This window comes from Siphonobacter sp. SORGH_AS_0500 (assembly GCF_002838835.1).
Taxonomy (GTDB): domain Bacteria; phylum Bacteroidota; class Bacteroidia; order Cytophagales; family Spirosomataceae; genus Siphonobacter.
In genome coordinates this window covers 39275-63294 of the sequence record NZ_NHPP01000010.1, presented here as the reverse complement: position 1 = coordinate 63294, position 24020 = coordinate 39275, and the positions used below count along the sequence as shown (strand labels likewise).

The window sequence follows — 24020 nt, the reverse complement described above, 5'->3', positions numbered from 1 at the left end:
AAGTAGACTGAGCAAATATGCCATCCACCACTGTTCCTACGGATGAAGTATCATAAATTCCGTCCCCGCGAATCTGGGCGTCCCAAACAACCGTAGCCTGATTGTTGCTTACATTTTTAACGTCGGCGATACGAATGTACCAGTAGTTTTCGCTGTACGAGTAATAGCTGTAATACGGAGCGTAACCGTAGCCGTAACCATACCCATAGCCATTCCCATAGCCCCAATAGGATCATAATACCAAGGGTTATACGTAGGCACATACCCCGACTGCGAGTAGCTGATTTGAGCGGGAGTTACCTCCAGATCGGGCTTGGCGTTACGAGCACGCGGGTAAAGCCCGATTAGTCAAATTAGTAATAATGCGGTCAATGAAAATCAGATCCTGGGTACGTACCATTTTCGTTGATTTTTCATTTTCTACTACCAACACCGAATCGGGGATCGAAAAGGTTTTATAACCCGTAAAATTGGTAGTCGCGTGGTTGGTAATGAATACCTGAGAGTCCTTAGGGTCCAGGTCATTAACGGGATCACGCTCGCAGGCTGCCAAAAGTCCAACGCTGCATACCAAAAGCAGGAGCGATTTTGAGATACGTTTCATGTCTTTTATACAATTCAAATACTAACTACTTTAACGAAAAAAACGCTGATAAATTTTACTTTCATACCAGACACCAATAGGATGGTCCAGGTTTAAAAGAAACTTCTTTATTAATACCTCAAAGTATTGTTTCTGGTTTGAGAATTGCCTCAATTTCTCGAATCGCTTGCCTGAAACGTTGCTCATAATCGCCTGAAATGATGACGTAAGGCCGTTGTTGCTCTTCGAGTAAAGCTTTCAGCCGATCAAAATGCCATTGCCGCCGATCTGCAAATAAACGAATACTGTCGTTGATCCAGGGTACATCCGTATTCAACAATAGATACAAATCATAAAACTGACTGGCCGCCCATTTTTGAATCAGCTCCGGCGACTGCCCCAGGTATAGTTCTGCAAAAGTTTGGGTAACCAACAAATCTGTATCACAAATGAGAAGACCATGCCGGGCATTAGGCAACGCCTGCTCTTCGAGAAAAAGTTGGCCGGCGGCAATATGGCAGTGATCCATGGCATCACAGTCATTCCCAAATTTTTCGCAGTAAATCCGGCCATATTCCTCCACCAGAACGGTATTAAAATGCTCTGCCAGGCGGCGGGCCAGCGTGCTTTTACCCGTAGATTCCGGGCCCACTAACACTACTTTTTTAATCATCCGAAGAAGAATACGCTTACACTAATGACGGTTCAGGAGTTCACTAATACGTGATTTCGACGCAGGGAAGGCTGCTCAACGTTGAACAAAGCTACGAAATCTGCTCCCAGTTTTTGTCTGGAAAATTGAGTTTCGGCCAGTCGCCGGGCATTTTCACTGGCCTGATGAAGAAATTCGGGTTGCTGAAGGTAAGGTTTCAGTTTATCGTAAAACTGCTGAGGATTCTTCTGATCGGCGTAAAACCCGCATCCTTCGCTTTCAATCATGTCGCAGTGCCAGCCTCGAATGTTAATAACGCATAGCTTTCCTGCCGCCAGGGCTTCAAAAAGTTTATTGGGAGAGTTGGTACCCAACGCCGGCACATCCAGGTAAGACAAATACGCTACATCAGTGATGCTAAGAATGTCCCGAAGTTGCCCTTTATTGACATGACCCAGAAACTGAACATGATCCAGGCCCACGGCTTTCTGCTTGAGATGAGGCAGCTCCGAACCCGTACCAACGATAAGAAAACTCAGATCGGTACGGTTCTGACCCAGCCGGGCAATGTCAAGGAGAGCATCCAGAGCTACGACCTTTCCAATGGAACCAAAGTAAGTAATAACCGTTTTTCCGGCGGTATTCCAGCGATTTTCCAAAGCCGGATCTTTTGAACGAGGCTGGTAAAATTCGCAGTCGGCTATGTTAGAAATATAAGCTACAGGGCGGTTAATCCGCTCTTCAATATCACTCTGAATCGCCGGAGAAAGCCCAATGACTTTTTCGGCCTGTTCGTAAAACAGGTGCTCTAAGCCATATAAAAGTTTTTGCAGGAAACGATTTTTGAAATACCCCATTTCAATAGGCGTGCGGGGCCAAAGATCGCCCACTTCAAAGTAGTAGGGAACGCCTTTGAACCACTTCATGGCCACCCCGATAAAACCCACACTCAGCGGCACCGAAGCAATATAACAGCGATACACATTCCTGATGCGTAGAGCACAACCAATGGCCTTCAGTACAAAAGCCAGATACACATAAAGCCGGCGAAACGTGCCATAACGCTGCTCATAGTGTAACGGTAGGTAATGTACGGTAAGGCCTTCGATTTGCCTGCAGGCGTATTGTTTTTCGTTATGACTCGTAATCACTTCTACCTCGTAACCGGCATCAACCAGAGACCGCGAGAGGTAATACGAGCGAATAATGCCGCCCTCTTCGGGTGTTCTGAAAAACTGATAAACGTATACGATCTTTTTGGGGAGCATTGAGTATTTACCTCTGTATATCTAACACGAAACTAACAAATAATAAACAAAACTTTAGATTATCACAGGGAATTAATAAGACCAGCTAAAAATTAGGCATTACTGACTAGGGAAACAAAATAAAATGAGAAAAATGGATTTTGTTTTCTCTTTGATGCCATCATTTAGAAATGAATCATTGAATTTAGCTGATAGTCACTGTACCTTTGCCCGCAAACACCACGAATATGCCAATTACCCGCGAGCCTATCTCCCGAAAACCGGGCACTACGACCATCAAAGCAGCCATCGACGAGATGCTCCGGGCTTATGAACTGAAAAATAAGTACAGTGAAACGTATCTGGTGGCCTTTTGGGAAAAACTGGTGGGCAAGTCTATCGCCAGCCGAACCGGACGTTTGTACGTTTCTGAAGGCACGCTTTATGTGCAGATTGTTTCGGCCCCTTTGCGACAGGAATTAGTGTTGGCTAAAACGAAGCTCATCGAACTATTAAACCGCGAAATGGGCGAAGAAGTCGTACGTGAAGTCATTTTTATTTAAGCTATCCGTCAGGGTTACACATAAAAAAGGGCGATTGAATTGATCAATCGCCCTTTACTTTTTATACCAGATATTTCAATCGAATTACTTCTTTTTCAGTCAGGTATCTCCACTGTCCCCGGGGTAACTCTTTTTTATTGAGGCCCGCGATAACCGTGCGATCCAGTTTGGTTACATCATAACCGAATTTCTCAAAAATCCGGCGAACAATGCGGTTCCGACCCGAGTGAATCCGAATGCCTATCACTTGAGCGTCTGGCGTAATGATGCTTACTTCATCGGGCTTGATGAAACCGTCTTCCAACTCCACCCCATTTTTAATGGCCTCGAAATCTTCCGTGGTGATGGGTTTATTAATCTCTACCTGATAGATTTTCTCAATCTGGTTAGAAGGGTGCGTCAGCTTTTCGGCTAGCTCTCCGTCGTTCGTCAACAGTAATAAACCCGTTGTGTTGCGGTCCAGACGGCCTACAGGATAAATGCGTTCGCCAGCGGCGGCCTTTACCAGTTCCATCACGGTGCGACGATCCATGTCGTCTTCTACCGTAGTAATGAAATCTTTCGGTTTGTTGAGTAACACGTATACCATCTTCTCAGGATTGAGCGTGCGACGACCGTAACGAACCACTTCGCCGGCTTTCACCTGATAGCCGAGTTCTTTGACTACTTTACCGTTTACTGAAATTTCTCCGGCTTCAATCAAAGCATCTGCATCGCGACGCGAACAAACTCCCGAAAGAGCGATGTATCGGTTCAGCCGCGTAGTATTTCTTCCTTCTTTCTCCGTCTTATCAATTTTCTTACGGATTTTCTCAGGAGCGTTTTCTTTGTACTTGTCTAAATTATACGTAGGCGTTTTGATGTTTTCGGCGTCATCCGAACGCTGAAAACGGCCTTTCTTGCGAGTAGGATCATGATCGGCCCGCTTGCCATAACGATTGGGCGTTTCGCGATCCTTGTTTTCATCCCGGCGGGGCTTGTCAAGCTACGCTCTGGTTTAGCATCGAAGTTACGTTCGCCGCGTGGTTTGTCGAATGAACGCTCCCCTCTTGGTGCGTCTGATCGGCGATCGCCACGGGAAAAACCGGGCTTCGAGTCGAAATTGCGTTCGCTACGGGGTTTATCAAACGAACGTTCACCCCGAGGTGCGTCTGCATTACGATCATTGGAGCGATCAAACGAACGGCCTCCACTGCGGGATTTGTCAAACGAACGCTCCCCACGAGCATTATCCGAATTCCGATCACTGGAGCGGTCGAAAGAACGCCCCCCTACACGAGGCTTATCGAAACTACGCTCACTACGGGGTGAATCCGCGTTACGATCTCCACGGGAAAAGTTACGTTCAGGACGAGAATCGGAGTTACGATCATTGGAACGGTCAAAGGAACGACCACTACTGCGGGGCTTGTCAAACGAACGTTCGCCCTGAGGTTTATCAAATGAGCGGCGGGGTCTGTTTTCTGAGTCTCCTTCGCTGCTGCGACGAGGACGGAATTCGTCAGTACGACGTTCGGGGCGGCTACCTGAAAAAGTGCGGCCTTCTGAATTGGTTTTGCGGGGTCTACGTGAAGACTCCTCTTGCTGTGCCATAACTATGGTTAAATTTGAAGAAAGTATGGGTTAAAGGGTCTCCCTTCGAATATGGCCTGAAAGCTTTTTCTTGCGAAAACCTTCTCGGGTTTCAGCCGTTTTTATAGCTATATTCTCTGGTAATAGACCCGGGCAGCCAAATGCTGAAAACCCAAAACTTCGTGTTGCAACATCCCTGCTGTAACTGACTGATTTTTAAATAATTAACAAAAACCAGTAAATAGGGGCGGCAAAGATAAAATAAATTCTTTGCTTCATTAGATGATTGGGCAGTAATTATCCGTTTCTAGTAACGAAAAATGTACCGAAACATTCCCGGAGGTCTGAATTTTATCTGGTAATTTTTTTAGAGAAGAAAAGCCTTCCTTTCAGCCATAAGTACTGATCGTCGGATTTTACCTAACTTGAACCCGCAAACTACCGCAGCCACTATGAAGTTGATTACTACTTCCCGTATTTTTCTACTCCTGTTAAGCGTCTGTCTGGCCGCTTGTAATTCGGCGATGCAGGCTTTTAAAAAGGGCGAAAGTCACTACGAAAACGGTGAATATGAATTAGCCATCAAGCAATTTCAAAAAGCGATTCCTCAGGATGCCGCTAAAGCGAATCTATACATTGCCGAAAGTTACCGCCGTTCTAATCGCATTGCTCAATCGGCTGATTATTATCAGAAGGCTCTGGAAGCGGGCAGTAAAGAACCAACATTACGTTTATACTATGGCTATGCCCTGAAAGCTCAGGGAAATTACAATGGAGCCGCCGATCAATTACGGGGATTTACCAAGCAAAAGGGTAATAACCGCAACCTGCTTTCGCTGGCTCGCCGGGAGCTGGATAACTTAACCCTGCTTGATTCCATCAGTCAGAAAGTAAGTCCTTTCAAGATTACTAACGTTTCGAACCTAAACTCGGCTTCTTCAGAATTTGCTCCGGTATTGGTACAAAATGAGCTGGTATTCACTGCCTCCCGAAAAGACCGTATCTATAAAGCCAACGGTCAACCCATGCTGGGTCTTTACAAGGCTAAGTTAACCTCTCCTACCGAAGTGAGTACGCCAGAACTATTCAGTCAGAGCATTTTTGGCGAGAACATGAACGAAGGCACTCCCGTGTTTTCAGCCGATGGCAAAATGATGGTATTCGCCCGAGGTAATACGGGCCGTAGCAAAGGCGAGGGGAACACATCTGCCGACGTGGATCTTTACATCAGTCGTAATGCTGGCACGGGCTGGGCTGAACCCGAGCGGCTGGCCTTTAGTGATTCGGCTTCCTGGGATGGCTCGCCCTCGTTTTCAGCCGATGGCAAAACGCTTTACTTTAGCTCCAATCGGGCTGGTGGTTCGGGCGGACTGGATTTATGGCGAGTGAACATTGATAAATCGGGCCGTTTTGGTCGTCCGGCTAACATGGGACGTGAGCTCAACACCCCCGGTAATGAGATTTTCCCCTACGTTTCGCCCGATGCCAAATTATATTTTGCCTCTGATGGGCACCCAGGTTTTGGCGGACTTGATTTATTTGAAGCCACCCGTAACGAAGGGGTGATTCAGGTGCAGAACCTGGGACAGCCTTTTAACTCCAAAGCCGATGACTTTGGTCTGGTTTGGGCCGACTCCACCCGGGGTTACTTTGCTTCGAACCGTGACGGTGGTAAGGGCGACGATGATATTTATTACTTCGAGTCCAGTAATGAGCCCGTTCAGATTGCTCAGCAACCGCCTTTAACACCTAAAAACCCGGATAATAAACCGGGTAAATCCGTTCGTTACTTTATTGCCGGAACCATTATTGATGCCAAAACCCAGCAACCGCTGGACGGAGCGAAAGTAGCAGTAGTTGATGAAAATGAAACAACTATTGGTGAAGCGGTAACCAACGCCGATGGTAAATTTGGCGTTTATCCCATCCGCATTGGTCGAGATTATAACATCGTAGTTGAACGCTCGGAATACATCAAAAAGCAGGAGTTATTCGAAACGGAAGGGAAAGCAATTCCTGCGGATCGACTTACGAAGGCCATTACCGACACCACACTATATGCAACGGTAGATATGCTCAAGAAAGAAGTGGGAACGGAACTTTCCAAAGCCTTTAAAATTGAAACGATCTATTACGATTTTGATAAATTTAACATCCGGGCCGATGCTTCGATTGAGCTGGATAAAGTGGTTCGGATTTTGCAGGATAACCCTGATATTAAACTGGAGCTAGGTTCGCACACGGATTCGCGGGGTACTAACGCCTATAACCAGAAGCTTTCTCAGCAACGGGCCGAGTCTGCTGTTAATTACATCCTTTCCCGAGGTATTTCTCCCGATCGAATCACGGCGAAAGGTTATGGTGAAAGTCAGTTACTCATTCCTAATGCACAAACGGAAGAAGAACATCAGCTAAACCGTCGTACCGAATTCAAAATTATCAGCCTGGATTAAAAATGGCTCAGGTAATCAAATGCCGACGGATCTCGTCGGCATTTTTTGTTTCCATTCAATAACTATTTATCAATTTATTAAGTTAAATAACTCAAATTGGTCGATTATTTTTTCGACCCATGAAATGGCTATTTGTTTTTCTGTTATTACCCTGCATTAGCCGGGCTCAGGAACCTGTTCGGCCAGAGGTAGATCCTGGCATCCTCTTACAACAACTATTACCGAATCAATCCGAAAATGTATCCGAAGAGGTGCTGGATAATCTCTATCAGCTTTATCAACAGCCGCTCAATCTAAATGACGTCACGCTCGAAGAACTCACGGGATTATATATTCTCTCCGAACATCAGCTTACCCACTTCTTTCAGTACCGTCAACAGGCCGGGCCGTTTGTGTCACTTTACGAACTTCAGTCCATTCCTTATTTTGATTTAGTTACCATCCAACGCCTACTCCCTTTTGTTTACGTCGATGTTCAACGGCTTTCTGGTAACCCTAATCATACGTTAATCCTGCGGTATGATCGTTCCCTCGAACTTCGCAAAGGCTTTACCTCCGATGCCAAGGGTAACCCCCGATACCTCGGAAGCCCTTACCGGCTATTCATGCGGTACAAAGGGTACGCTGCCCGAAATTTTAGCCTTGGCGTTACCACCAAGCAGGACGCCGGAGAACCCTTTCGTTGGAACCCGGCAACACGGAGTTACGGAACGGATTATCTTTCTTTTCAGGCCCATCTACAAAACCGGGGCCGACTCAAGAGTCTCTCTGTGGGTGATTACCAGTTACAAGTCGGTCAGGGGTTAGTGCTGGCGGGAGGGTTTTATCTGGGTAAAGGCTCAGAAGCTGTGCTTACCGTTCGTCGTAGCCAACTGGGCATTCGACCCTATACTTCTTCAACAGAATACGGTTTCTTTCGTGGGCTGGCGGCAACGGTTCAGCTAAGTGCCCGGTTGGAGTTTACAGGTTTTTATTCCCGAATTTGCCGGGATGCAAACTTGGTTGACGAATACACCGTCAGCAGTTTACAAACGTCAGGTTTGCACCGGACAGCCGCAGAAATCAGTGATAAGGCCAGTCTGCAAACGCAGGATTATGGCGGTCATCTTCGCTGGCAAAACAGCAGGGTGAGTTTGGGGTTTACGTATCTCCAAACGACTTATGACAAAGCCCTGCAAAAAGCGAATCGGGCCTATAATCAGTACGAGTTTTCGGGAAAAACGAATACGCTTCTTTCACTGAATTATAGTTACCTCTGGCGAAATTTAAACGGTTTCGGAGAAATAGCCGCTCAGCTTCCGGCGGAATTGGACTGGTAAGCGGTGTGTTGAGCAGCCTCAGTAAACGCTGGGACGCCAGCCTAATTTTTCGGCACTATGATCGAAATTTTCACACGTTTTACGGTAATTCCTTCAGTGAAAATTCACGCCCCATCAACGAAACGGGTCTATACGCAGGACTGAAATACACGCCAAATAAACGCTGGCAGGTGGGTGGTTACCTGGACTATTTCCGCTTTCCTTCCCTAAAATATTTGGTTGATCAACCTTCGCGGGGATATGGGTACCTGCTTCGTGGCACGTATCGTCCCAGTAAAACCAGAGCCTGGACGCTACAGGCTTTTTTTGAGCGTAAAGAAAAGAATATTCCCTCGCGACTTTCCAAAACCTCTTTTGTTACCCCTACTGAAAGAAGCGGGGTCTGGGCTGGCTACAGCCGGGATGTTACGGCCCGTTGGTCGCTTCATAGTCGAATCTATTATGCCCGATTCAGTTACCGAAACTATGCTCCTTCGCAGGGTTTCGCGTTGATTCAGGATGCTCGCCTGAAGATGAAAAAGGTAACCCTCACAGGCCGTTTGGCCTATTTCCACACCAACGATTACGACAGCCGTATCTACGTCTACGAAGACGATGTACTGGCGGCGTTTTCCATTCCTGCCTACGCCGACGTAGGGATTCGTACGTATGCTTTGTTTCGGTATTCGTTTTCCAAACACCTCGATGCCTGGTGCCGGATTTCCCGAACGCAGTTATTCAATCAGCCCACGGTAGGTTCAGGCTTAGACGAGATCCCGCATCCGCACCGTACGGATGTGAAAGTTCAATTGCGTTACCAATGGTAATTTTATGTAAAAGCATTTTATAAACTCGTCAGGAAAGCTCAAATTAGTGGTTTACCACCTTATTAATCGAAGCCATGACTCTTCCCATTTATCAGGTAGATGCCTTTACCGCTCAACTTTTCAAAGGCAACCCCGCCGCTGTCGTTCCGCTGGAAAGCTGGCTGAGTAAAGAAGAAATGTTACACATCGCCGCTGAAAATAATCTGGCCGAAACGGCCTTTTTCGTAAAGTCTAGCGTGGATTATGAATTAAAGTGGTTTACGCCACTGGTAGAGATTGATCTTTGCGGACACGCCACAGTCGCTACGGCAAAAGTCCTTTACGATCATCTGGGATACAGCGAAAGCGAGATCCGCTTTCAGACGAATTCGGGTTTATTGACCGTTCGTAAAGACGGGAAAAAATACACGCTCAACTTCCCCGCTAACGTCCCTTACGCCGAATCGACGCCAGAAGGATTATTGGAATACTTGGGAGTTGGGAAAGCCCTAGAGGTACTAAAAGGCCGCACGAATGATTACCTGGTAGTGCTGAAAAGCGAAGCCGAAGTAGCTGCGTTAACACCCGATTTTAGAGCTCTGAAATCAGTGAATGCCCGTGGCATCATTGTAACGGCCAAAGGCGATGAAGCTGATTTCGTTAGCCGATTTTTTGGTCCTGCCGTTGGCGTAGATGAAGATCCCGTAACGGGTTCGGCACATACGGTATTAGTGCCTTACTGGGCTGAAAAACTCGGCAAATCCGAACTATTCGCCCGGCAAATTTCCAAGCGGGGTGGTGAGTTATGGGTGAAACTCCTAGGCAATCGAGTGGAGATGTCAGGCGAAGCCGTGATGTATTTAAAAGGAGAGATTTTCTTACCTTAATACGAACCAACCCCATGCCTTAAAACCACCGAAAGTTACTGCTCAGGTGGTTTTAATGACGTATATTAATAACAAGACAATGGTCAGGAAAAGCAAGGCTGTTAACAGTTGATTCAGTAAAGAGGAATGGTAATACTCGCCCTGATCAAGCTGTTTTTTGGTGCTTTGGTAGCGGTAATAGCCCAGTAAAAGAGTGAATGAGCCTAAGCCTACGAGTAAAATTCCAATTAGGGGAAAGTAGCTTGCCATCCAGAGCCAAGCAAAGGAACTTGTTGGTTATGCGAACGGACTTCGTTTCGGGAAGCCACCGCAGTTACTCGGCTAGAGCCAAGCGACTGCGGTAGCCAAATACCATAAATTGCTAGTGCTTTCCTTAAAGAACTATTATCAATCAGAAGCTAAATGAAATTCACCTCAGCCGAGAGCTGAATGCCGTATTTTTCCAGCACCGAAGCCTGTACCTTTTCGGATAAAGCTTTGATTTCAGGACCCGTTCCCTGACCGTAATTGACTAGTACCAGAGCCTGTTTGGCGTGTACCCCCACAGAGCCTTCCCGATACCCTTTCCAGCCCGCCTGTTCAATGAGCCAGCCCGCCGGCACCTTGATTTGTCCGGGCGTAGTTAGATAACCGGGTATATTGGGAAAACGGCTTTTGAGGGCTTCGTACTGCCCCGCAGGAATTTCCGGGTTCTTAAAGAAACTCCCCGCATTACCCAACTCCGCCGGATCAGGCAGTTTCGAGCGACGGATTTCAATCACTGCTTCGCTAATGGCCTTGCTACTTAGTTCGGTAACACCCCTGGCCTCTAGCGTTTTCTGAATATCTCCGTAACTAATCTGATAATGTGGTGTTTTTGAAAGCTTGAAGGTAACCGCAACGATAACAAACTGATTTTTGAGTTCATGCTTAAAGACGCTTTCCCGATATCCGAACTGACATTCTTGGTGACTAAAAATGCGAAGCTCACCGGTTTGACGGTCAATGGCTTCCAGCGAATGAAACACATCCTTGATTTCGACGCCATACGCTCCAATGTTTTGCATGGGCGAAGCCCCTACCGAACCGGGAATGAGAGATAGATTTTCCAGTCCTGACAGGCCTTTTTCCAGACTTTCCAGAACTAACTCGTGCCAAACCACTCCAGCTCCGGCTCTTACATACGTGTACAGTTCGTCTTCCGCCGAAACGCTGATACCAGTAATAGCCATGCGAATGACTAACCCGTCAAAATCTTTCGTTAATAACACGTTACTTCCACCACCCAGAATCAGTTTTTCGGTAGCAGCGAAAGCGGGCTCTGCCAATACTTGTCGTAAACTTTCCAATGAATTGACTTCCACGAAGTAACGGGCCGTAGCTTCAATTCCAAACGTGGTATAAGGCTTTAGAGAGATATATTCCTGAATATGCATAAGCTGATTATTAACTAAAGAGAAAGCAAACTTTGGTAAAGATGACGCACAAATGCGTTTGAATTCTGGGATTTTACCTGAAAATTTGTAGCCCTGTTCAAAAATGCGATGTATTTTTTCTTCCAACCATCGCAAATCCATGATTGCGTATGAAATCAAGCGTAAAGTACCTGTGTTTTTTGTTGGTGATTACTCTGTCAGGCTGTGCTTCTAAAGTATTGCCCAGCAGCTCTTCCAAGGCCTACACTCTGGATTTGAATACGTATCGCCCCACTTATAACCTGAGCGATGTCAAGGAAATAGAAAAGACGGCGGCCCAGGAAAAAAATACGCCTGTTACGCCAGCGACTCCAGTCAGTACGCAGCCCCTGAATATTAATAAAAAGCTTGATACGATCCTCGATACGATGGCTCAGCGGAATAAAGCAGCCAAGTACATCGCAGGTTACCGAATTCAACTCTACACCGGAACCAAACGCAACGAGCTCGAAGCAGCCAAACTCTTTATCTATCAGCGATTCGCTGATCTCAATACGTATATTGCCTACAATCATCCAACGTATCGCCTCCGCGTGGGTGATTTTGCTACCCGACTGGATGTAGAACGCTACTTCAATAAAATCAAGGATGATTACCCAACTGCTACCATTATTACAGATCGGGTAACACTTCGGGATGCTTTAAAGATCATGGACAATCGGGCAGCGGATAAAGACGAGCTGTATGAGCCTTAATCCTTTCTTATCATTGATCATTTTTGATTTCATATTGTGGTATCTTTGTAATAATTATTAGCAAAAGGCAACTTTCTATTCCCCCTAAAGGTATAGAAAGAGCGGCCAGGCCAATCATTATTCTTATACAACCACATGAAAAAAGCCCTTATCACCGGCATTACCGGTCAGGATGGTGCCTATTTGGCAGAATTATTACTGGAAAAAGGATACGAAGTTCACGGCGTAAAAAGACGCAGCTCGCTGATTAATACTGAACGTATCGACCACCTGTATCAGGACCCACATGAGCAGGATGTTCGCTTTCACTTACATTACGGTGATTTAACGGATTCTACTAACGTCATTCGCCTGATTCAGGAAGTTCAACCCGACGAAATTTACAACCTGGGAGCTCAGTCCCACGTTCGGGTGAGTTTTGATGAACCTGAGTATACCGCACAAGTAGACGGTTTAGGTACCCTTCGCATTCTGGAAGCCGTACGTTTGTTAGGGTTGACGAAAAAACCAAGATTTATCAAGCTTCTACTTCAGAGTTATACGGCTTGGTTCAGGCCGTTCCCCAATCGGAAACGACGCCTTTCTACCCCCGCTCTCCTTATGCTGTGGCTAAGTTATATGGGTACTGGATTACGGTTAACTACCGTGAAGCTTACGATATGTTTGCCGTTAACGGTATTCTCTTTAATCACGAATCTCCTCTTCGTGGAGAAACCTTCGTAACTCGTAAAATTACCCGTGGCGTCTCGCGTATTGCCTTAGGTCTGCTCGATAAAATTCACATGGGTAATCTGGATTCCCTGCGGGATTGGGGTCATGCCAAGGATTATGTAGAGGCCATGTGGCTAATCCTTCAGCAGGATAAAGCCGAAGATTTTGTTATTGCTACGGGCGTAACTACCAAAGTGCGTGACTTTATCCGCATGTCCTTCAATGAGGTAGGCATTGAGCTGGAATTCAAAGGCGAAGGCGTGGATGAAAAAGGATATGTGAAGGCTTGTCACAATTCAGAGTATCAATTAGAAATAGGTAAAGAAGTGGTTGCCATTGATCCCCGTTATTTCCGTCCGACGGAAGTAGATTTACTGCACGGCGATCCTACTAAGGCAAAAACCGTTCTGGGCTGGAAGCCTAAGTACGACTTACCCGCTCTGGTAAACGATATGATGACTTCAGATTTAGCTCTCTTTAAAAAGGATCTTCACCTTAACCAGGGTGGTTTCCGGACACTCAATTATTTCGAGTCGTAAAAATTGGTACGAAAATCCGTACTCTTTTTTCAAAGCAGCGATGATCCCATCGCTGCTTTGTTATTTTGTAGGGTAATTGAGAAGAACGCCAAGGGTGATCCGAGGCAGAATCTAAGGCTTATGTTTATTGAACGTACGAGTGGTCTGCGGGCTGGTGATGAGAAACACGCGGGCTGGATGGAAGTGGTCTGCGGCTCTATGTTTTCAGGGAAAACGGAAGAACTTATCCGCCGAATCAACCGGGCTCTGATTGCCCGGCAAAAAGTGGAAATTTTCAAACCCGCGATTGATACCCGTTATCACATTGAAGACGTAGTTTCTCATAATTCGGCTTCCGTTCGCTCCCGCCCTGTTACCTATGCCCGCGATATTTTAGAGCTAGTGGGTAAGTGCGACATCGTAGCTATCGACGAAGCTCAGTTTTTTGATGTGGAAATTGTTGAAGTGTGCAATGAACTAGCCAACAGAGGCAAGCGGGTTATTATTGCGGGCCTGGATATGGACTCGGACGGTAACCCCTTTGGACCCATGCCCGCTTTAATGGCCGTAGCAGAATATGTAACCAAAGTGCAGGCCATTTGCGTGGTTTGTGGAGAACTGGCCAATTACTCATTTCGTAAAGTAGCTACTCCAGGACAAGTATTACTCGGGGAAACGGATAGCTACGAAGCCCGATGCCGGAAGCATTTTCTGGAGGGAAAAAAGTTACAGTAGAACTTTACGTTCTTTTACAAGAAAGCCTCGGTAAGCAGAAAACTTACCGAGGCTTTTTGCAAAAGAATTTACCTTATTTGGAAGTATTTGATGCGGACTCTTTCACTACCCGCATAACACCATTCATGATTCGCCAGTGGCCGGGAAAGGTACATACAAATGGATAATCACCAGCTTCTTTGGGAGCGACAAACTTCAGATGGACGTTTTCGTCGGGATTGATGAGCTTAGTCGCAATGATTACCTGCGGAATTTCAGGCACGTAACTCTTATACACGGCATCAGGGCGAGTAATCATGGCATCGGCGGCTTTGCCGATGATTTCCAATGACTTAGGTTTACCAATCACGAAGTTATGCTGCATCTGATCGGGGTTATCAATGATGATCTCTACGGGCTGACCAGCTTTCACGCTAAACTCTTTCAAATTGAATTGCAGTTTTTCAGTCACCGTTTTCAACTTGATTACCTGAAGATTCGGATCATCCGATACCTCATCTGATTTTTTCAAACCTGCCGCTTCTGCCCAAAGGATTAAGCTTTTCTTATTATCGGTCGAAAATTCCTTTTCAAGACTGGCCAGTAATTGCTGTGAAGAAGCCTCCGGACTCATTTTTCGCTTGGGATCCAGCCGCGTCTCAGACCTGCTAGTACTGCTCTCGTATCTGCGTCATCAACTTCTTTCAACTCGCTTACCAGAGATAGAATTTCCTCATCTGTCGCCGTGGCAGCATAGGCCCGGCTGGCATTTTCAACCACAAATCCAGTCAGATTACTCAGAGGCTGGTATTTGAGCACATGGCGATAAGCATTGTTATTTTCGTTATTCTCTGGAATTTTATTATCTGGATCCACGGTAACGGCAATGGTGAAATTGCCAGGAACGTCCGAGTTCATGCTCATATTCCCTACCCAGGGGCCGTTATTTACTTCTGAAATCAGGGCTTTTTCGCCAGCGGCAAGACCTTTCACGAACGTATAACTTACCCAGTCCCGGGTCATGTTAGGCCCGGCAACGTTAATTTTCAAGGTAATAGGTGTTCCTTCGGGAATGGCTTTAGAGCCACGGTTTTCAACTTCTACGGATAATGTCACCCCTTCCCGTATGGTAGGAATGGCCGTCGAAGACTTTACCTGGGTCACCACCAAATCCGCCTTAGGTCCAGTTGATTCCGTCTTTTTAGCTTCGCCGTGGTTCATTCCGTGATGATCATGATTCATCCCAGTTGAAGCATTCGCAGTAGAAGTCGTTGACGACTTACGGGGGGCTTTGGCCAGATACGTTTTCAGTAACTCTGAACCACGGGCATTAAATACGGTGGTAAAGGCGTCCGGCATCCAGCGATCCGAAACAAAATTAGGATTAGACAAAGCCGCTAATACCGCCTTTTCAACAGCCGGGCTGAGCGGAATCTGCGTAAACGCTAATAACGTGTGCAAAGCCACTAGTGGCTCGGAGTCGTTGAGTGAATTAGCAGCCAGTAGAGCTTCGGCTGTTTGAGCAGAAGCTGGTAATACCTGAACAGCCGTCTTACGAACACTTGCCGCCGGATGTTTCAGGGCAGCCTGTGCTACTTTTAAAGCTTCCGCATTCGACCCATCCAAAACACCCAGCCCGTGCAAAGTCCAGAGGGCATGAATCGCTCCAGGGTTTGATCCGATTTCATCCAGCGATGGATTCTGAATTAATCCTATTAGCTTACTTACGACGTCTTTATTACCCCGTTCAACTAGTAATCGCTGAGCGGTTTGTCGCCAGAACATATTGTTATTACTTAAGGCTGCTACTAGCTCATCAGGCCGATCTTTCGATAAAGCTAGGGGCTGATACGCAGGAGCCTTTTTGTAAGCGACGCGGTAGATTCTTCCGTGTGAGTTATCGCGAAGATCCGTTACGTAGGCATTACCTTCGCCAGTTTCGAAACCTCTGGGCGTTGGATTATGCTGAATAATGAAGCTATACCAGTCGGCAAACCAAACCGCTCCATCGGGACCCACTTCGGAAAAAACGGGCGAAAACCATTCATCTGCTCCAGCTACTAAATTAAAGTCATTAATATCATGGAAGTCAGTACCTTCTTTTTCTAGGGTATTCTGGTGGATGATGTGCCCCGTAGGTTCGTTTACAAAAGCAACGCGATTCCAGTATGATTTTGGAAAGCTGCGGGCCGTATAGAAGTTATGACCCGCCGCAGATGTATATCCGCCAAACACGTCTACCTGACGAATGCGGGTAAGTACTTTCATATCCTTGTGTGTATCCGTGCTACGACCGCCGCGAATGCGAAGTTTATCCCAGCCCAGTATATAGCGGTTAGGAATAGCCATGTACCAGCCGTGATCGTTATTAGCCGTCGATCCAAACAGGTTACCCGTTTCATCAAAAGCCAATCCCCAGGTGTTATTCGACGTATTGGTTAGGTATTCCATCTCGGAACCATCCGGCTTAAATCGGAAAAAGCCCTGACCAAATTGATGCTTCTTGCCACCCACGGTACCGTTAAAGCCCGCATAACCAATGGCACCGTAAATCCAGTTATCAAAGCCGTAGTGCAGGTTACTAGGCCCGGCATGGGTATCCGTCGTACCAAATCCTTTGATCAATACCTTACGAACATCCGCTTTTCCATCACCATCGGTATCTTTCAAAAAGAGCATATCCGGTGCCTGAGACACAATAAATCCGCCATCGTATGCCACTAAACTAGTGGGAATGCTCAGATCTTCAGCAAACTTGGTAAACTTGTCGGCCTTGCCATCTTTGTCGGTATCTTCCAGCATAAGGATGTAGTCCCGACCGCCGGTTTCCTTACGTTCGTTGGGATAATCCAGCGTTACGATCACAAACATGCGGCCTTTTTCATCCCAGCTCAGAGCAATGGGGTGCTGCACGTTGGGTTCGTGGGCGAATAATCCCAGCGTAAAATCAGGATTAACCTGTAAAAATTTCATCGACTCTTCCGGCGAAAGCGGATCAGGCTTCAACTGAGGCCCCGGACGTCCTTCGTAATTAGGCAACTTGGCTTCCTTATATACCAGCGTGGGAACATTAAGTTTTTTAAGCTCCTCAACGACTTTATCCCCCACAGCCCATTTGATGCCCTTTTCCATTAAAGTATGAAAATCGGGCTGTTTCCAGGTAATTTCATCATGACCATAAGCAGTATAGAATACACGGCCTTTACCGAAATTCCGCACCCACGTATAAGGTTCGGTTTTCTGTCCGGGCTTGTCTTGGGCCTGTTTTTCATCGATCAACCGCTCGGTTAAGACCACATTGTCAGCCGCCAGTCTTTTATGCAAGTAGGTTTCATCAACCGTCTTGAACTTTTTGGCACCAAAAATGGCCGGATGATCGGGCTTCGTCCATACGGGTTGAATGGTGTCCCAGCCATGTTTCCAGAACTGTCCACCCACCATTTCATTGACGAAAACATTCGAATTGCGAAAACACCAGGAAGCACAATGCACGGCGATGAGTCCCTTGCCATTCTTAACAAAGTCAATCATGGCTTTTTCGGGGGCAGCCGGAATGCTGTCCCAGTTGGCAAATACCAGTAACCCATCGTACTTGCTTAGGTTCTCTGGATTAAGGTCTTCCAGTTTATCGGTATAGCTCAGGTTAATTCCCTTATCTCCCAACCCAGCCATTAACAACGGAGCCATCTGAATCGGGCGGTGATGTCCCTTGTCGCCCAGGAAAAGAATTTCGATGCGTCGGCCTTTGGATTCAACTTTCTTGGTCTGGGGTTGCCGCGTACAGTAGGTAAGCGTCAACAGACTCAAAGCGACTAGTCCGGCCAGAATTTTTTTCATCATTTAAGTGGATTTAGCATGCTCAGGCTTAACTGGTAGCCGCAGAGTACGGCTACCAGCATTAAATCGTTATGCATTCTCAAAATCGGGTAAGTACATCAACTTCCCGCCCTGTAGAGCTGATTCATGGGCCAAAATGCCTACACTCGTCCATTCGGCTGACTGTACAGCATTTGGGAAAGGCTGGCGATTTTCCACGAGTGCCGAAAGAAATTCATGCACTAAATGTGGGTGAGATCCTCCGTGACCGCTGCCTTGTGTAAAGCTCAGGTGCGTGTTATCAGCTACGTCGTAAACGCCTTGGGTGGTGAACGCCTGAATTTCCTCGGGTAAGTAATGAGCAAAATCGGGAACAGTAACCCGCTCAGGAATTTCGTGTTCTTCTTTTTTAGCGGTATGGATGACGGCCTCTTCGCCTTCAATCAACGGCCACTCAAAAGATTTTTTCGAACCGTATACTTCAAAACTTTCCCGGTACTGACGGGCAGTATCAAAGAGTGAACGGTAGACATAAGCAGCTAAATCGCTGTCTTTGAATTTAATGTGTGCTGATTCAATGGCAAAAGGCGAATTGTGAATTTTCGCCAGATCTTCGCTGATCGTGCCCGAACCAAAGCAGGAAACGTACTCAGGACTAGACTTCAGTAAACCAGCCACCGGACCTACGCAGTGGGTTGCATAATGCATGGGGGGAAGTCCGGGCCAGTAATCTGGCCAGCCTTCCATGTCCTGCTGATGGCTAGCTTTTAAAAACTGTACTTTACCCAGTTCACCTTTTTCGTATAAGTCTTTGACAAAGAGGAATTCGCGGCTATAGACCACTGTTTCCATCATCATGTACTTCTTGCCCGTTTCTTTCGAAACCCTTACGATTTCCAGGCAATCTTCTACACTCGTAGCCATCGGAACAGTACAGGCTACATGCTTGCCCGCCCGAAGAGCCTTCAGGCTCTGCTCGGCATGATTGGGAATGGGTGAATTGATGTGAACGGCATCTACCTTAGGATCTTTAAGTAACTCGTCAAAATCCGTGTAACGAACCTCGATTCCGAAGGCATCTCCCACGGCGTTGAGTTTCTCAGGTGTACGCTGGCAAATGGCGTACATATTAGCTAAAGGGTGACGCTGATAAATGGGAATGAATTCGGCTCCGAATCCCAGGCCAACAATGGCAATATTGAGGGGTGAAGACATGTAATTAGAGGTTAAGCCTGATTGAAAATAGTAAGGTTAATAAATTAAGACAAATCGTTAAAACTGACCGTTACTGACTACTTGGGGAACCGACTCCCACTGACTTTTAATGAAAGACAGACCATCCCGCATGAGTTGTTCTTCTGAATCGAACATCTGCCGCCAGATATTCGCTACACTGAGTTTGGGACTGAAAGCTTCGATGCTCAACCAGCCCTGGTAATCAATGTCGCGAAGGCCAGCAAATACTCCTTTCCAATCCACATTACCCTTACCAGGAGTAGAACGATCGTTCTCTGAAAGCTGTATGAAGGTGATGCGGTCTCCTAACTGCCGAATGGTTTCGCCAATGTTCTTTTCTTCAATATTGGCATGAAATGTATCGAACATGATCTGACAATTGGGATGGTTCACCTCATCGACAAAGCGGGCTAGCTCGGATCCACAACTCGTCAGATACATTTCAAAACGATTGAGGTATTCCAATCCTAGAGTAATCCCCTGGCTTTGGGCATATTCGGCCAGAATTTGAATGCCCTCCACGCCCCATTTCCATTCATCTGCAGTAGCAGGTTGCCCCGTAAAAACGCCCAAAGCAGAATGATAAGGACCCATGAGTTTTTCAGCTCCCAGTTCTACAGCACAATCTACGCTGCGAAGCAAATGCTCCAGCGTAGCTTTACGCATCCCCGCATCCGCACTGATCAGGTTGGCTTCGGGTCCGCAGATTACGTCGGCCTGCCGCTGAAGGCCCAGCTCATCCAGTTTTCGAGCCCAGGGCTTCCAGTACTGACGATCGCTCGTAGACAAGGGCACTTCGACCCCACCGAAACCAATAGACTGGATTAATTCGAGCGTTGGAAAAAAAGATTCATCGAGATTACCACCCCACAGGAGCAGATTCATGCTGTAAATCATTATGCAATTTTATAATGGAAAAATGATAAATACTGTCTCCACATTGACTATGTCCTACTGTATTTTGACCTATATTGCAGAATCAACTTAATTAAGCATCAAAATACAGAATATTGTCGATTTTTAATATATCGTCGAATCTTTTCCACTATGAAATTAGCTCTGCGTAAATCCATTGAAAACCAAGTGGCTTCCTTTACCATGCAGGAACTCACGGCTCCTCATTTTGATCCCAACTGGCACTTTCATCCGCATTACCAACTTTTTACGGTTGAAGAAGGCACTGGAACTCGTTTCATTGGCGATAACATTCAGCCTTTTGAACCAGGAGACACCGTTTTTTTGGGGCCGAATATTCCACACCTCTGGCGAAGTGATCCGGCCTACTTTCAGACCCCCTCCGGGCTTTCCACCAAGGGAATTGTGGTGTACTTTACCGAAGATTTTCTGGGTAATGACTTTTTCAAACGGCCCGAAATGCACGGCTTACAAAGTTTTTTTACGGAGCTACGCGGGGCTATGAAATTACCGGAGTGTTGAAGAGTCAGATTCGGGAGCGAATGCACAAGCTTTTGCAGGCGAGTGGGTTTCAGGCCATTTTGCAATTACTAGCCATCTTAGACGAATTAGCTCACGCCGAAGAATGCCAGCCTATTGCCAGTCTGGGTTACGTCAATACGCACAAAGTATCAGAAACCGAACGGATGCAAAAAGTACACGATTACGTACTCGATCATTTTCGACAGGAAATCAGACTTGATGAAATGGCATCACTAGCAGGAATGAGCCCTTCGGCCTTTTGCCGGTATTTTAAAACAAGAACCAACCGGACTTTTTCTGAATTTGTCAGTGAAGTTCGCATCGGTTATGCCTGCAAATTATTAATAGAAGGGAAATTCACCATAACCCAGATTTGTTACGAAAGCGGCTTTAATACCATTTCTAACTTTAATCGGCAGTTCAAGGAAATTACTACATTAACGCCCGCCCAATACCAAAAGGCGTATCAATAGAAACAAAAAAGAGCAAGGCCTAAGCCTTGCTCTACATCGTTTCAATACACTCGTTGTTGTATAGTCTTTATTTGTGTTCGGGCTGACGCTCTAAATCAAAGAGCTCCACCAGAACATCCGCCAGTTGGTCGGCATCTCCGCGACGGCAGGCGTTTTTAAGATTCACAGCGGGTGAACGCAGAATGCGGTTCACAATATTTGCCGTGAGCTTATCAAATTTATCGGCTTCGGCAGGCGTCAGGTGTTTAAGCTGACGGGCCAGTTCTTCTTTACGAATCTGATCCAGAGCCTGCTTGAATTTCTGAATCGTAGGTGATACCACCATTTCTTTCGACCAGTCCTGGAATCCGGCCATGGCTTCATCCAGAATCCGGTGTACGGCTGGTACAGACTCCAGTCTTCGCTGCAATGCGGCGTTGGCTTTCGCCTGAATATCGTCGATGGAGTACACTAGAGCTCCCGGAACTTCTTCTACCTGAGCTTCAATGCTGCGAGGCACTGATAAATCAATGAAGTACTTAAAGGTCAGAATGTCCAGACTCTCTACAAAAGCTTTGGTAAACAGCGGCGTTGTTACCCGCAGAGAGGAAACAATTACATCCGCCTGACGCACTTCAGCTTCCAGGTTTTCCCAGTCAGCCACCCGGAAATTGGTTCCTTCCGCCAGGCTAACCGACTTAGCATACGTACGGTTAACGAGCGTAATCTGAGCAAATTCCTTATCGGCCAGGTTCTTTACCACATCCGTTCCAATTTCACCCAAACCCACTACCAGCACGCGAGGCTGAGCATGGTTTTGCGTTAAATCAGCGATTAGATCTACCGTTGCATACGAAACCGAAGCAGCTCCATCCCGGAAACTGGTTTCCTGGTTAACCCGCTTGCTGGAAAAGAAAATCGTATGCATCAATCGATGCAGAAAAGGACTTGCTGCATCTACATCCACTGACCACTGGTACGAATGCTTGACCTGGTTAGGAATCTGAAGATCACCTACTACCTGCGAATGAAGACCCGTAGCTACCTCAAACAAATGACGAATGGCTTGAAGCTGATCGTCCAGTACTACAAAGTAATTGGGCAGGTCTGAGGGCTTTTCCAGACCTTTTTCAATGGCTAATAACTTAATAATTGACTCGGCGTAGTTTGCTGACGCCGTATAATATATTTCCGTACGATTACACGTGGAAACCACCAGAATGTCCTGAAATCCAAAATGCTCTTTCAGTTTCAGGGAAAAGGTCTTGGCCTCGCTTTCATCCAGTGCCACCTGCTCTCTTATGGCCAAGGGAGCAGTTTTGTACGATAAACTGATTGCTCGAAACGTAGTAGTCATTTCCTTCACTAAAAACACAAAAATACGTCAGGATAACCTTCCGACGGATGTAATAAATCCCATTCTGTTCTATTTAGAATGAATCAAAACTACATCGGTCTTTTTCCTGACTCCTGAGCAAGATTAAGGCAACTTTTCAACTTAATCTATGACATTTGTCATTTCCTAATCCGCTCATCCAGAGCATTAGACTCAGGCTTGCCCCAATCGTCAAGCCATTGCTAAATGATGGGATCACTTAGGCTGGAATTATTTTATTGGCTGTATATAAATCCAAAAGCCTTTGGCGTTGGTTGAAAAGAAATGAAACAAAGCGTTGCTAATCCTCCATTGAAACCATCAGCCGACAACCGCCGGGGTAACTTAGCCGCCCGGATGCGGTCGGGTGATTTATACCAGCAGAAAAACCAGGTTAAAATCGGTATTCTCCTGACTTTGATGGCCTTTTCCATCGGATGGTTTTACTATACAAATTCCCTAATTTCCCGACTAGAAGCTCATGAGCTTGAAGAAGTACGCCTCTACGCCAAAAGTCTGGAATATGCCTATACCAGTTCTGCCGAGACCGATCTTAACTTCTTCTTTGATAACATTGTAAAGGTTAATACTGAAATTCCGGTTATCGTTGAGTATCAAAATACGTACACGCCCCGAAATATTATCTTACCCGAAAATCCAGATGAAGTTCATGATTTCTTAAAACAAAAAGCCGCTGAATTCCAAACAGATAATGCTCCAATAGAATACGACGGAGGTTTTGGCAAGGGATACATCTACTTCAGCCACTCCTTTCTTTTTACACAGCTTCAGTATTACCCCCTGGTGATGTTTCTAGGGCTTTTAGTGTTTGGTTACCTGGCATACCTGGCCTTTAGTTCTTCCCGCCGCTCCGAGCAAAACCGGGTCTGGGTGGGCTTGGCTAAGGAAACGGCTCACCAGTTAGGTACGCCCCTGTCAGGTTTGAAAGGCTGGGTGGAATACTTCAAGACTGATCCCGATCGCTACGAAACGGAATATGTATTAGAGCTGGAAAAAGACGTTGAGCGGCTGGAAACCATCACGGCCCGGTTCTCCAGCATTGGCTCCATGCCTACCCTTTCGCCAGAACCACTGGATACTCACATTGAAAAGTTTGTGGACTATCTTAAACGCCGGGTTTCGTCCAAAATCAAGTGGCAGATTACCAATCAAATTCCGGCGGGCAAGCTTATACCCATCAACCGCTATCTTTTTGAATGGGTGATTGAAAACCTCTGCAAGAATGCCGTGGATGCCATGGAAGGCGTAGGCGAGTTGCGAATTCAAATGACAGAAAAGCCCGGTCAGATTGTGATTGACATCAGTGATACGGGCAAAGGCATTCCTAAATCCAACTGGAAACAAGTGTTTAACCCCGGTTTTAGTACCAAAAAACGTGGCTGGGGTTTAGGCCTGACGCTGGCTAAACGCATCATCGAAAACTATCACAAAGGCAAGTTATTCGTCAAGAATTCCGAGCCGGGGAAAGGCACTACCTTCCGAATTACCTTACCCGTAAAGACCTAACAAAAAAGAGAATGACTGTGAAGC

At 46.4% G+C, this 24020-nt stretch carries 22 protein-coding genes and 1 pseudogene; 11 read left to right on the top strand and 12 right to left on the bottom strand.

The window, feature by feature from the left end; genetic code table 11:
* Positions 1-319: 319 nt before the first annotated feature.
* The 3 genes from BWI96_RS13485 to BWI96_RS13475 all read right to left on the bottom strand — a co-directional run bounded on the left by BWI96_RS13485 (position 320) and on the right by BWI96_RS13475 (position 2503).
* Positions 320-604, bottom strand: coding sequence for a hypothetical protein (locus BWI96_RS13485; protein WP_106637144.1), 285 nt, complete (start codon positions 602-604; stop codon positions 320-322).
* Between the two features lie 118 nt (positions 605-722).
* Positions 723-1256 (bottom strand): AAA family ATPase, encoded by a 534-nt coding sequence (locus tag BWI96_RS13480; protein ID WP_106637143.1) that lies wholly within the window; start codon positions 1254-1256, stop codon positions 723-725.
* Positions 1257-1288: 32 nt separating this feature from the next.
* Positions 1289-2503 carry a glycosyltransferase family 4 protein gene (locus BWI96_RS13475; RefSeq protein ID WP_106637142.1) on the bottom strand — a complete coding sequence of 405 codons (1215 nt, stop codon included), beginning with the start codon at positions 2501-2503 and terminating at the stop codon, positions 1289-1291.
* Between the two features lie 227 nt (positions 2504-2730).
* On the opposite strand from BWI96_RS13475, the gene BWI96_RS13470 reads away from it, so the two are divergent.
* On the top strand, positions 2731-3045 hold the full coding sequence (locus tag BWI96_RS13470; protein ID WP_106637141.1) for a DUF721 domain-containing protein: 315 nt from the start codon (positions 2731-2733) through the stop codon (positions 3043-3045).
* Positions 3046-3106: 61 nt separating this feature from the next.
* On the opposite strand, the gene BWI96_RS13465 is transcribed toward BWI96_RS13470, so the two are convergent.
* A complete protein-coding gene (locus BWI96_RS13465) occupies positions 3107-3748 on the bottom strand; it encodes a pseudouridine synthase (protein WP_232793728.1) in 642 nt (213 codons plus the stop codon).
* Between the two features lie 134 nt (positions 3749-3882).
* On the bottom strand, positions 3883-4638 hold the full coding sequence (locus BWI96_RS13460) for a hypothetical protein (RefSeq protein ID WP_106637139.1): 756 nt from the start codon (positions 4636-4638) through the stop codon (positions 3883-3885).
* Between the two features lie 431 nt (positions 4639-5069).
* On the opposite strand from BWI96_RS13460, the gene BWI96_RS13455 reads away from it, so the two are divergent.
* The 4 genes from BWI96_RS13455 to BWI96_RS13440 all read left to right on the top strand — a co-directional run bounded on the left by BWI96_RS13455 (position 5070) and on the right by BWI96_RS13440 (position 10061).
* Positions 5070-7070, top strand: a complete 2001-nt coding sequence (locus tag BWI96_RS13455; RefSeq protein ID WP_198555256.1) for an OmpA family protein — start codon at positions 5070-5072, stop codon at positions 7068-7070.
* 119 nt (positions 7071-7189) lie between these two features.
* The gene (locus tag BWI96_RS13450; protein WP_106637138.1) at positions 7190-8389 is read left to right on the top strand and encodes a helix-hairpin-helix domain-containing protein; all 1200 of its coding nucleotides are present in this window, start codon (positions 7190-7192) and stop codon (positions 8387-8389) included.
* Between the two features lie 8 nt (positions 8390-8397).
* A complete protein-coding gene (locus BWI96_RS13445; protein WP_106637137.1) occupies positions 8398-9195 on the top strand; it encodes a hypothetical protein in 798 nt (265 codons plus the stop codon).
* Between the two features lie 74 nt (positions 9196-9269).
* Positions 9270-10061, top strand: coding sequence for a PhzF family phenazine biosynthesis protein (locus tag BWI96_RS13440; protein ID WP_106637136.1), 792 nt, complete (start codon positions 9270-9272; stop codon positions 10059-10061).
* A 42-nt stretch (positions 10062-10103) separates the two neighbouring features.
* On the opposite strand, the gene BWI96_RS13435 is transcribed toward BWI96_RS13440, so the two are convergent.
* Both BWI96_RS13435 and murB read right to left on the bottom strand, forming a co-directional pair.
* Positions 10104-10310, bottom strand: coding sequence for a hypothetical protein (locus BWI96_RS13435; RefSeq protein WP_106637135.1), 207 nt, complete (start codon positions 10308-10310; stop codon positions 10104-10106).
* Positions 10311-10459: 149 nt separating this feature from the next.
* The gene (gene murB / locus BWI96_RS13430) at positions 10460-11476 is read right to left on the bottom strand and encodes a UDP-N-acetylmuramate dehydrogenase (RefSeq protein ID WP_106637250.1); all 1017 of its coding nucleotides are present in this window, start codon (positions 11474-11476) and stop codon (positions 10460-10462) included.
* A gap of 149 nt (positions 11477-11625) precedes the next feature.
* On the opposite strand from murB, the gene BWI96_RS13425 reads away from it, so the two are divergent.
* The 3 genes and pseudogenes from BWI96_RS13425 to BWI96_RS13415 all read left to right on the top strand — a co-directional run bounded on the left by BWI96_RS13425 (position 11626) and on the right by BWI96_RS13415 (position 14174).
* The gene (locus tag BWI96_RS13425; protein WP_106637134.1) at positions 11626-12210 is read left to right on the top strand and encodes an SPOR domain-containing protein; all 585 of its coding nucleotides are present in this window, start codon (positions 11626-11628) and stop codon (positions 12208-12210) included.
* 198 nt (positions 12211-12408) lie between these two features.
* Positions 12409-13460 (top strand): annotated as a pseudogene (gmd, locus tag BWI96_RS13420) (GDP-mannose 4,6-dehydratase).
* 120 nt (positions 13461-13580) lie between these two features.
* Positions 13581-14174, top strand: a complete 594-nt coding sequence (locus BWI96_RS13415; protein WP_106637133.1) for a thymidine kinase — start codon at positions 13581-13583, stop codon at positions 14172-14174.
* Positions 14175-14247: 73 nt separating this feature from the next.
* On the opposite strand, the gene BWI96_RS22440 is transcribed toward BWI96_RS13415, so the two are convergent.
* From BWI96_RS22440 to BWI96_RS13400, 4 genes are all read right to left on the bottom strand, one after another.
* Entirely contained in the window at positions 14248-14787 is a 540-nt protein-coding gene (locus tag BWI96_RS22440; protein WP_232793727.1) for a plastocyanin/azurin family copper-binding protein, read from the bottom strand.
* A complete protein-coding gene (locus tag BWI96_RS13410; protein ID WP_232793726.1) occupies positions 14784-17993 on the bottom strand; it encodes a PVC-type heme-binding CxxCH protein in 3210 nt (1069 codons plus the stop codon). The genes BWI96_RS22440 and BWI96_RS13410 overlap by 4 nt, the downstream gene beginning before the upstream one ends.
* A gap of 66 nt (positions 17994-18059) precedes the next feature.
* Entirely contained in the window at positions 18060-19184 is a 1125-nt protein-coding gene (locus BWI96_RS13405) for a Gfo/Idh/MocA family protein (protein WP_106637132.1), read from the bottom strand.
* A gap of 57 nt (positions 19185-19241) precedes the next feature.
* Positions 19242-20090 carry a sugar phosphate isomerase/epimerase gene (locus BWI96_RS13400; protein WP_232793725.1) on the bottom strand — a complete coding sequence of 283 codons (849 nt, stop codon included), beginning with the start codon at positions 20088-20090 and terminating at the stop codon, positions 19242-19244.
* A 162-nt stretch (positions 20091-20252) separates the two neighbouring features.
* On the opposite strand from BWI96_RS13400, the gene BWI96_RS23340 reads away from it, so the two are divergent.
* Positions 20253-20642, top strand: a complete 390-nt coding sequence (locus BWI96_RS23340; RefSeq protein ID WP_369804168.1) for a cupin domain-containing protein — start codon at positions 20253-20255, stop codon at positions 20640-20642.
* Positions 20639-21115 carry a helix-turn-helix domain-containing protein gene (locus BWI96_RS23335; RefSeq protein WP_369804167.1) on the top strand — a complete coding sequence of 159 codons (477 nt, stop codon included), beginning with the start codon at positions 20639-20641 and terminating at the stop codon, positions 21113-21115. Before BWI96_RS23340 ends, BWI96_RS23335 begins: the two co-directional genes overlap by 4 nt.
* Before the next feature lie 67 nt (positions 21116-21182).
* Here the strand turns inward: BWI96_RS23335 and hemA are convergent, their stop codons facing one another.
* On the bottom strand, positions 21183-22451 hold the full coding sequence (gene hemA / locus BWI96_RS13390; RefSeq protein ID WP_106637130.1) for a glutamyl-tRNA reductase: 1269 nt from the start codon (positions 22449-22451) through the stop codon (positions 21183-21185).
* A gap of 303 nt (positions 22452-22754) precedes the next feature.
* Between hemA and BWI96_RS13385 the strand changes: the two genes are divergently transcribed.
* Positions 22755-23996 carry a PAS domain-containing sensor histidine kinase gene (locus BWI96_RS13385; RefSeq protein ID WP_232793724.1) on the top strand — a complete coding sequence of 414 codons (1242 nt, stop codon included), beginning with the start codon at positions 22755-22757 and terminating at the stop codon, positions 23994-23996.
* The last annotated feature ends 24 nt before the right edge of the window (positions 23997-24020 follow it).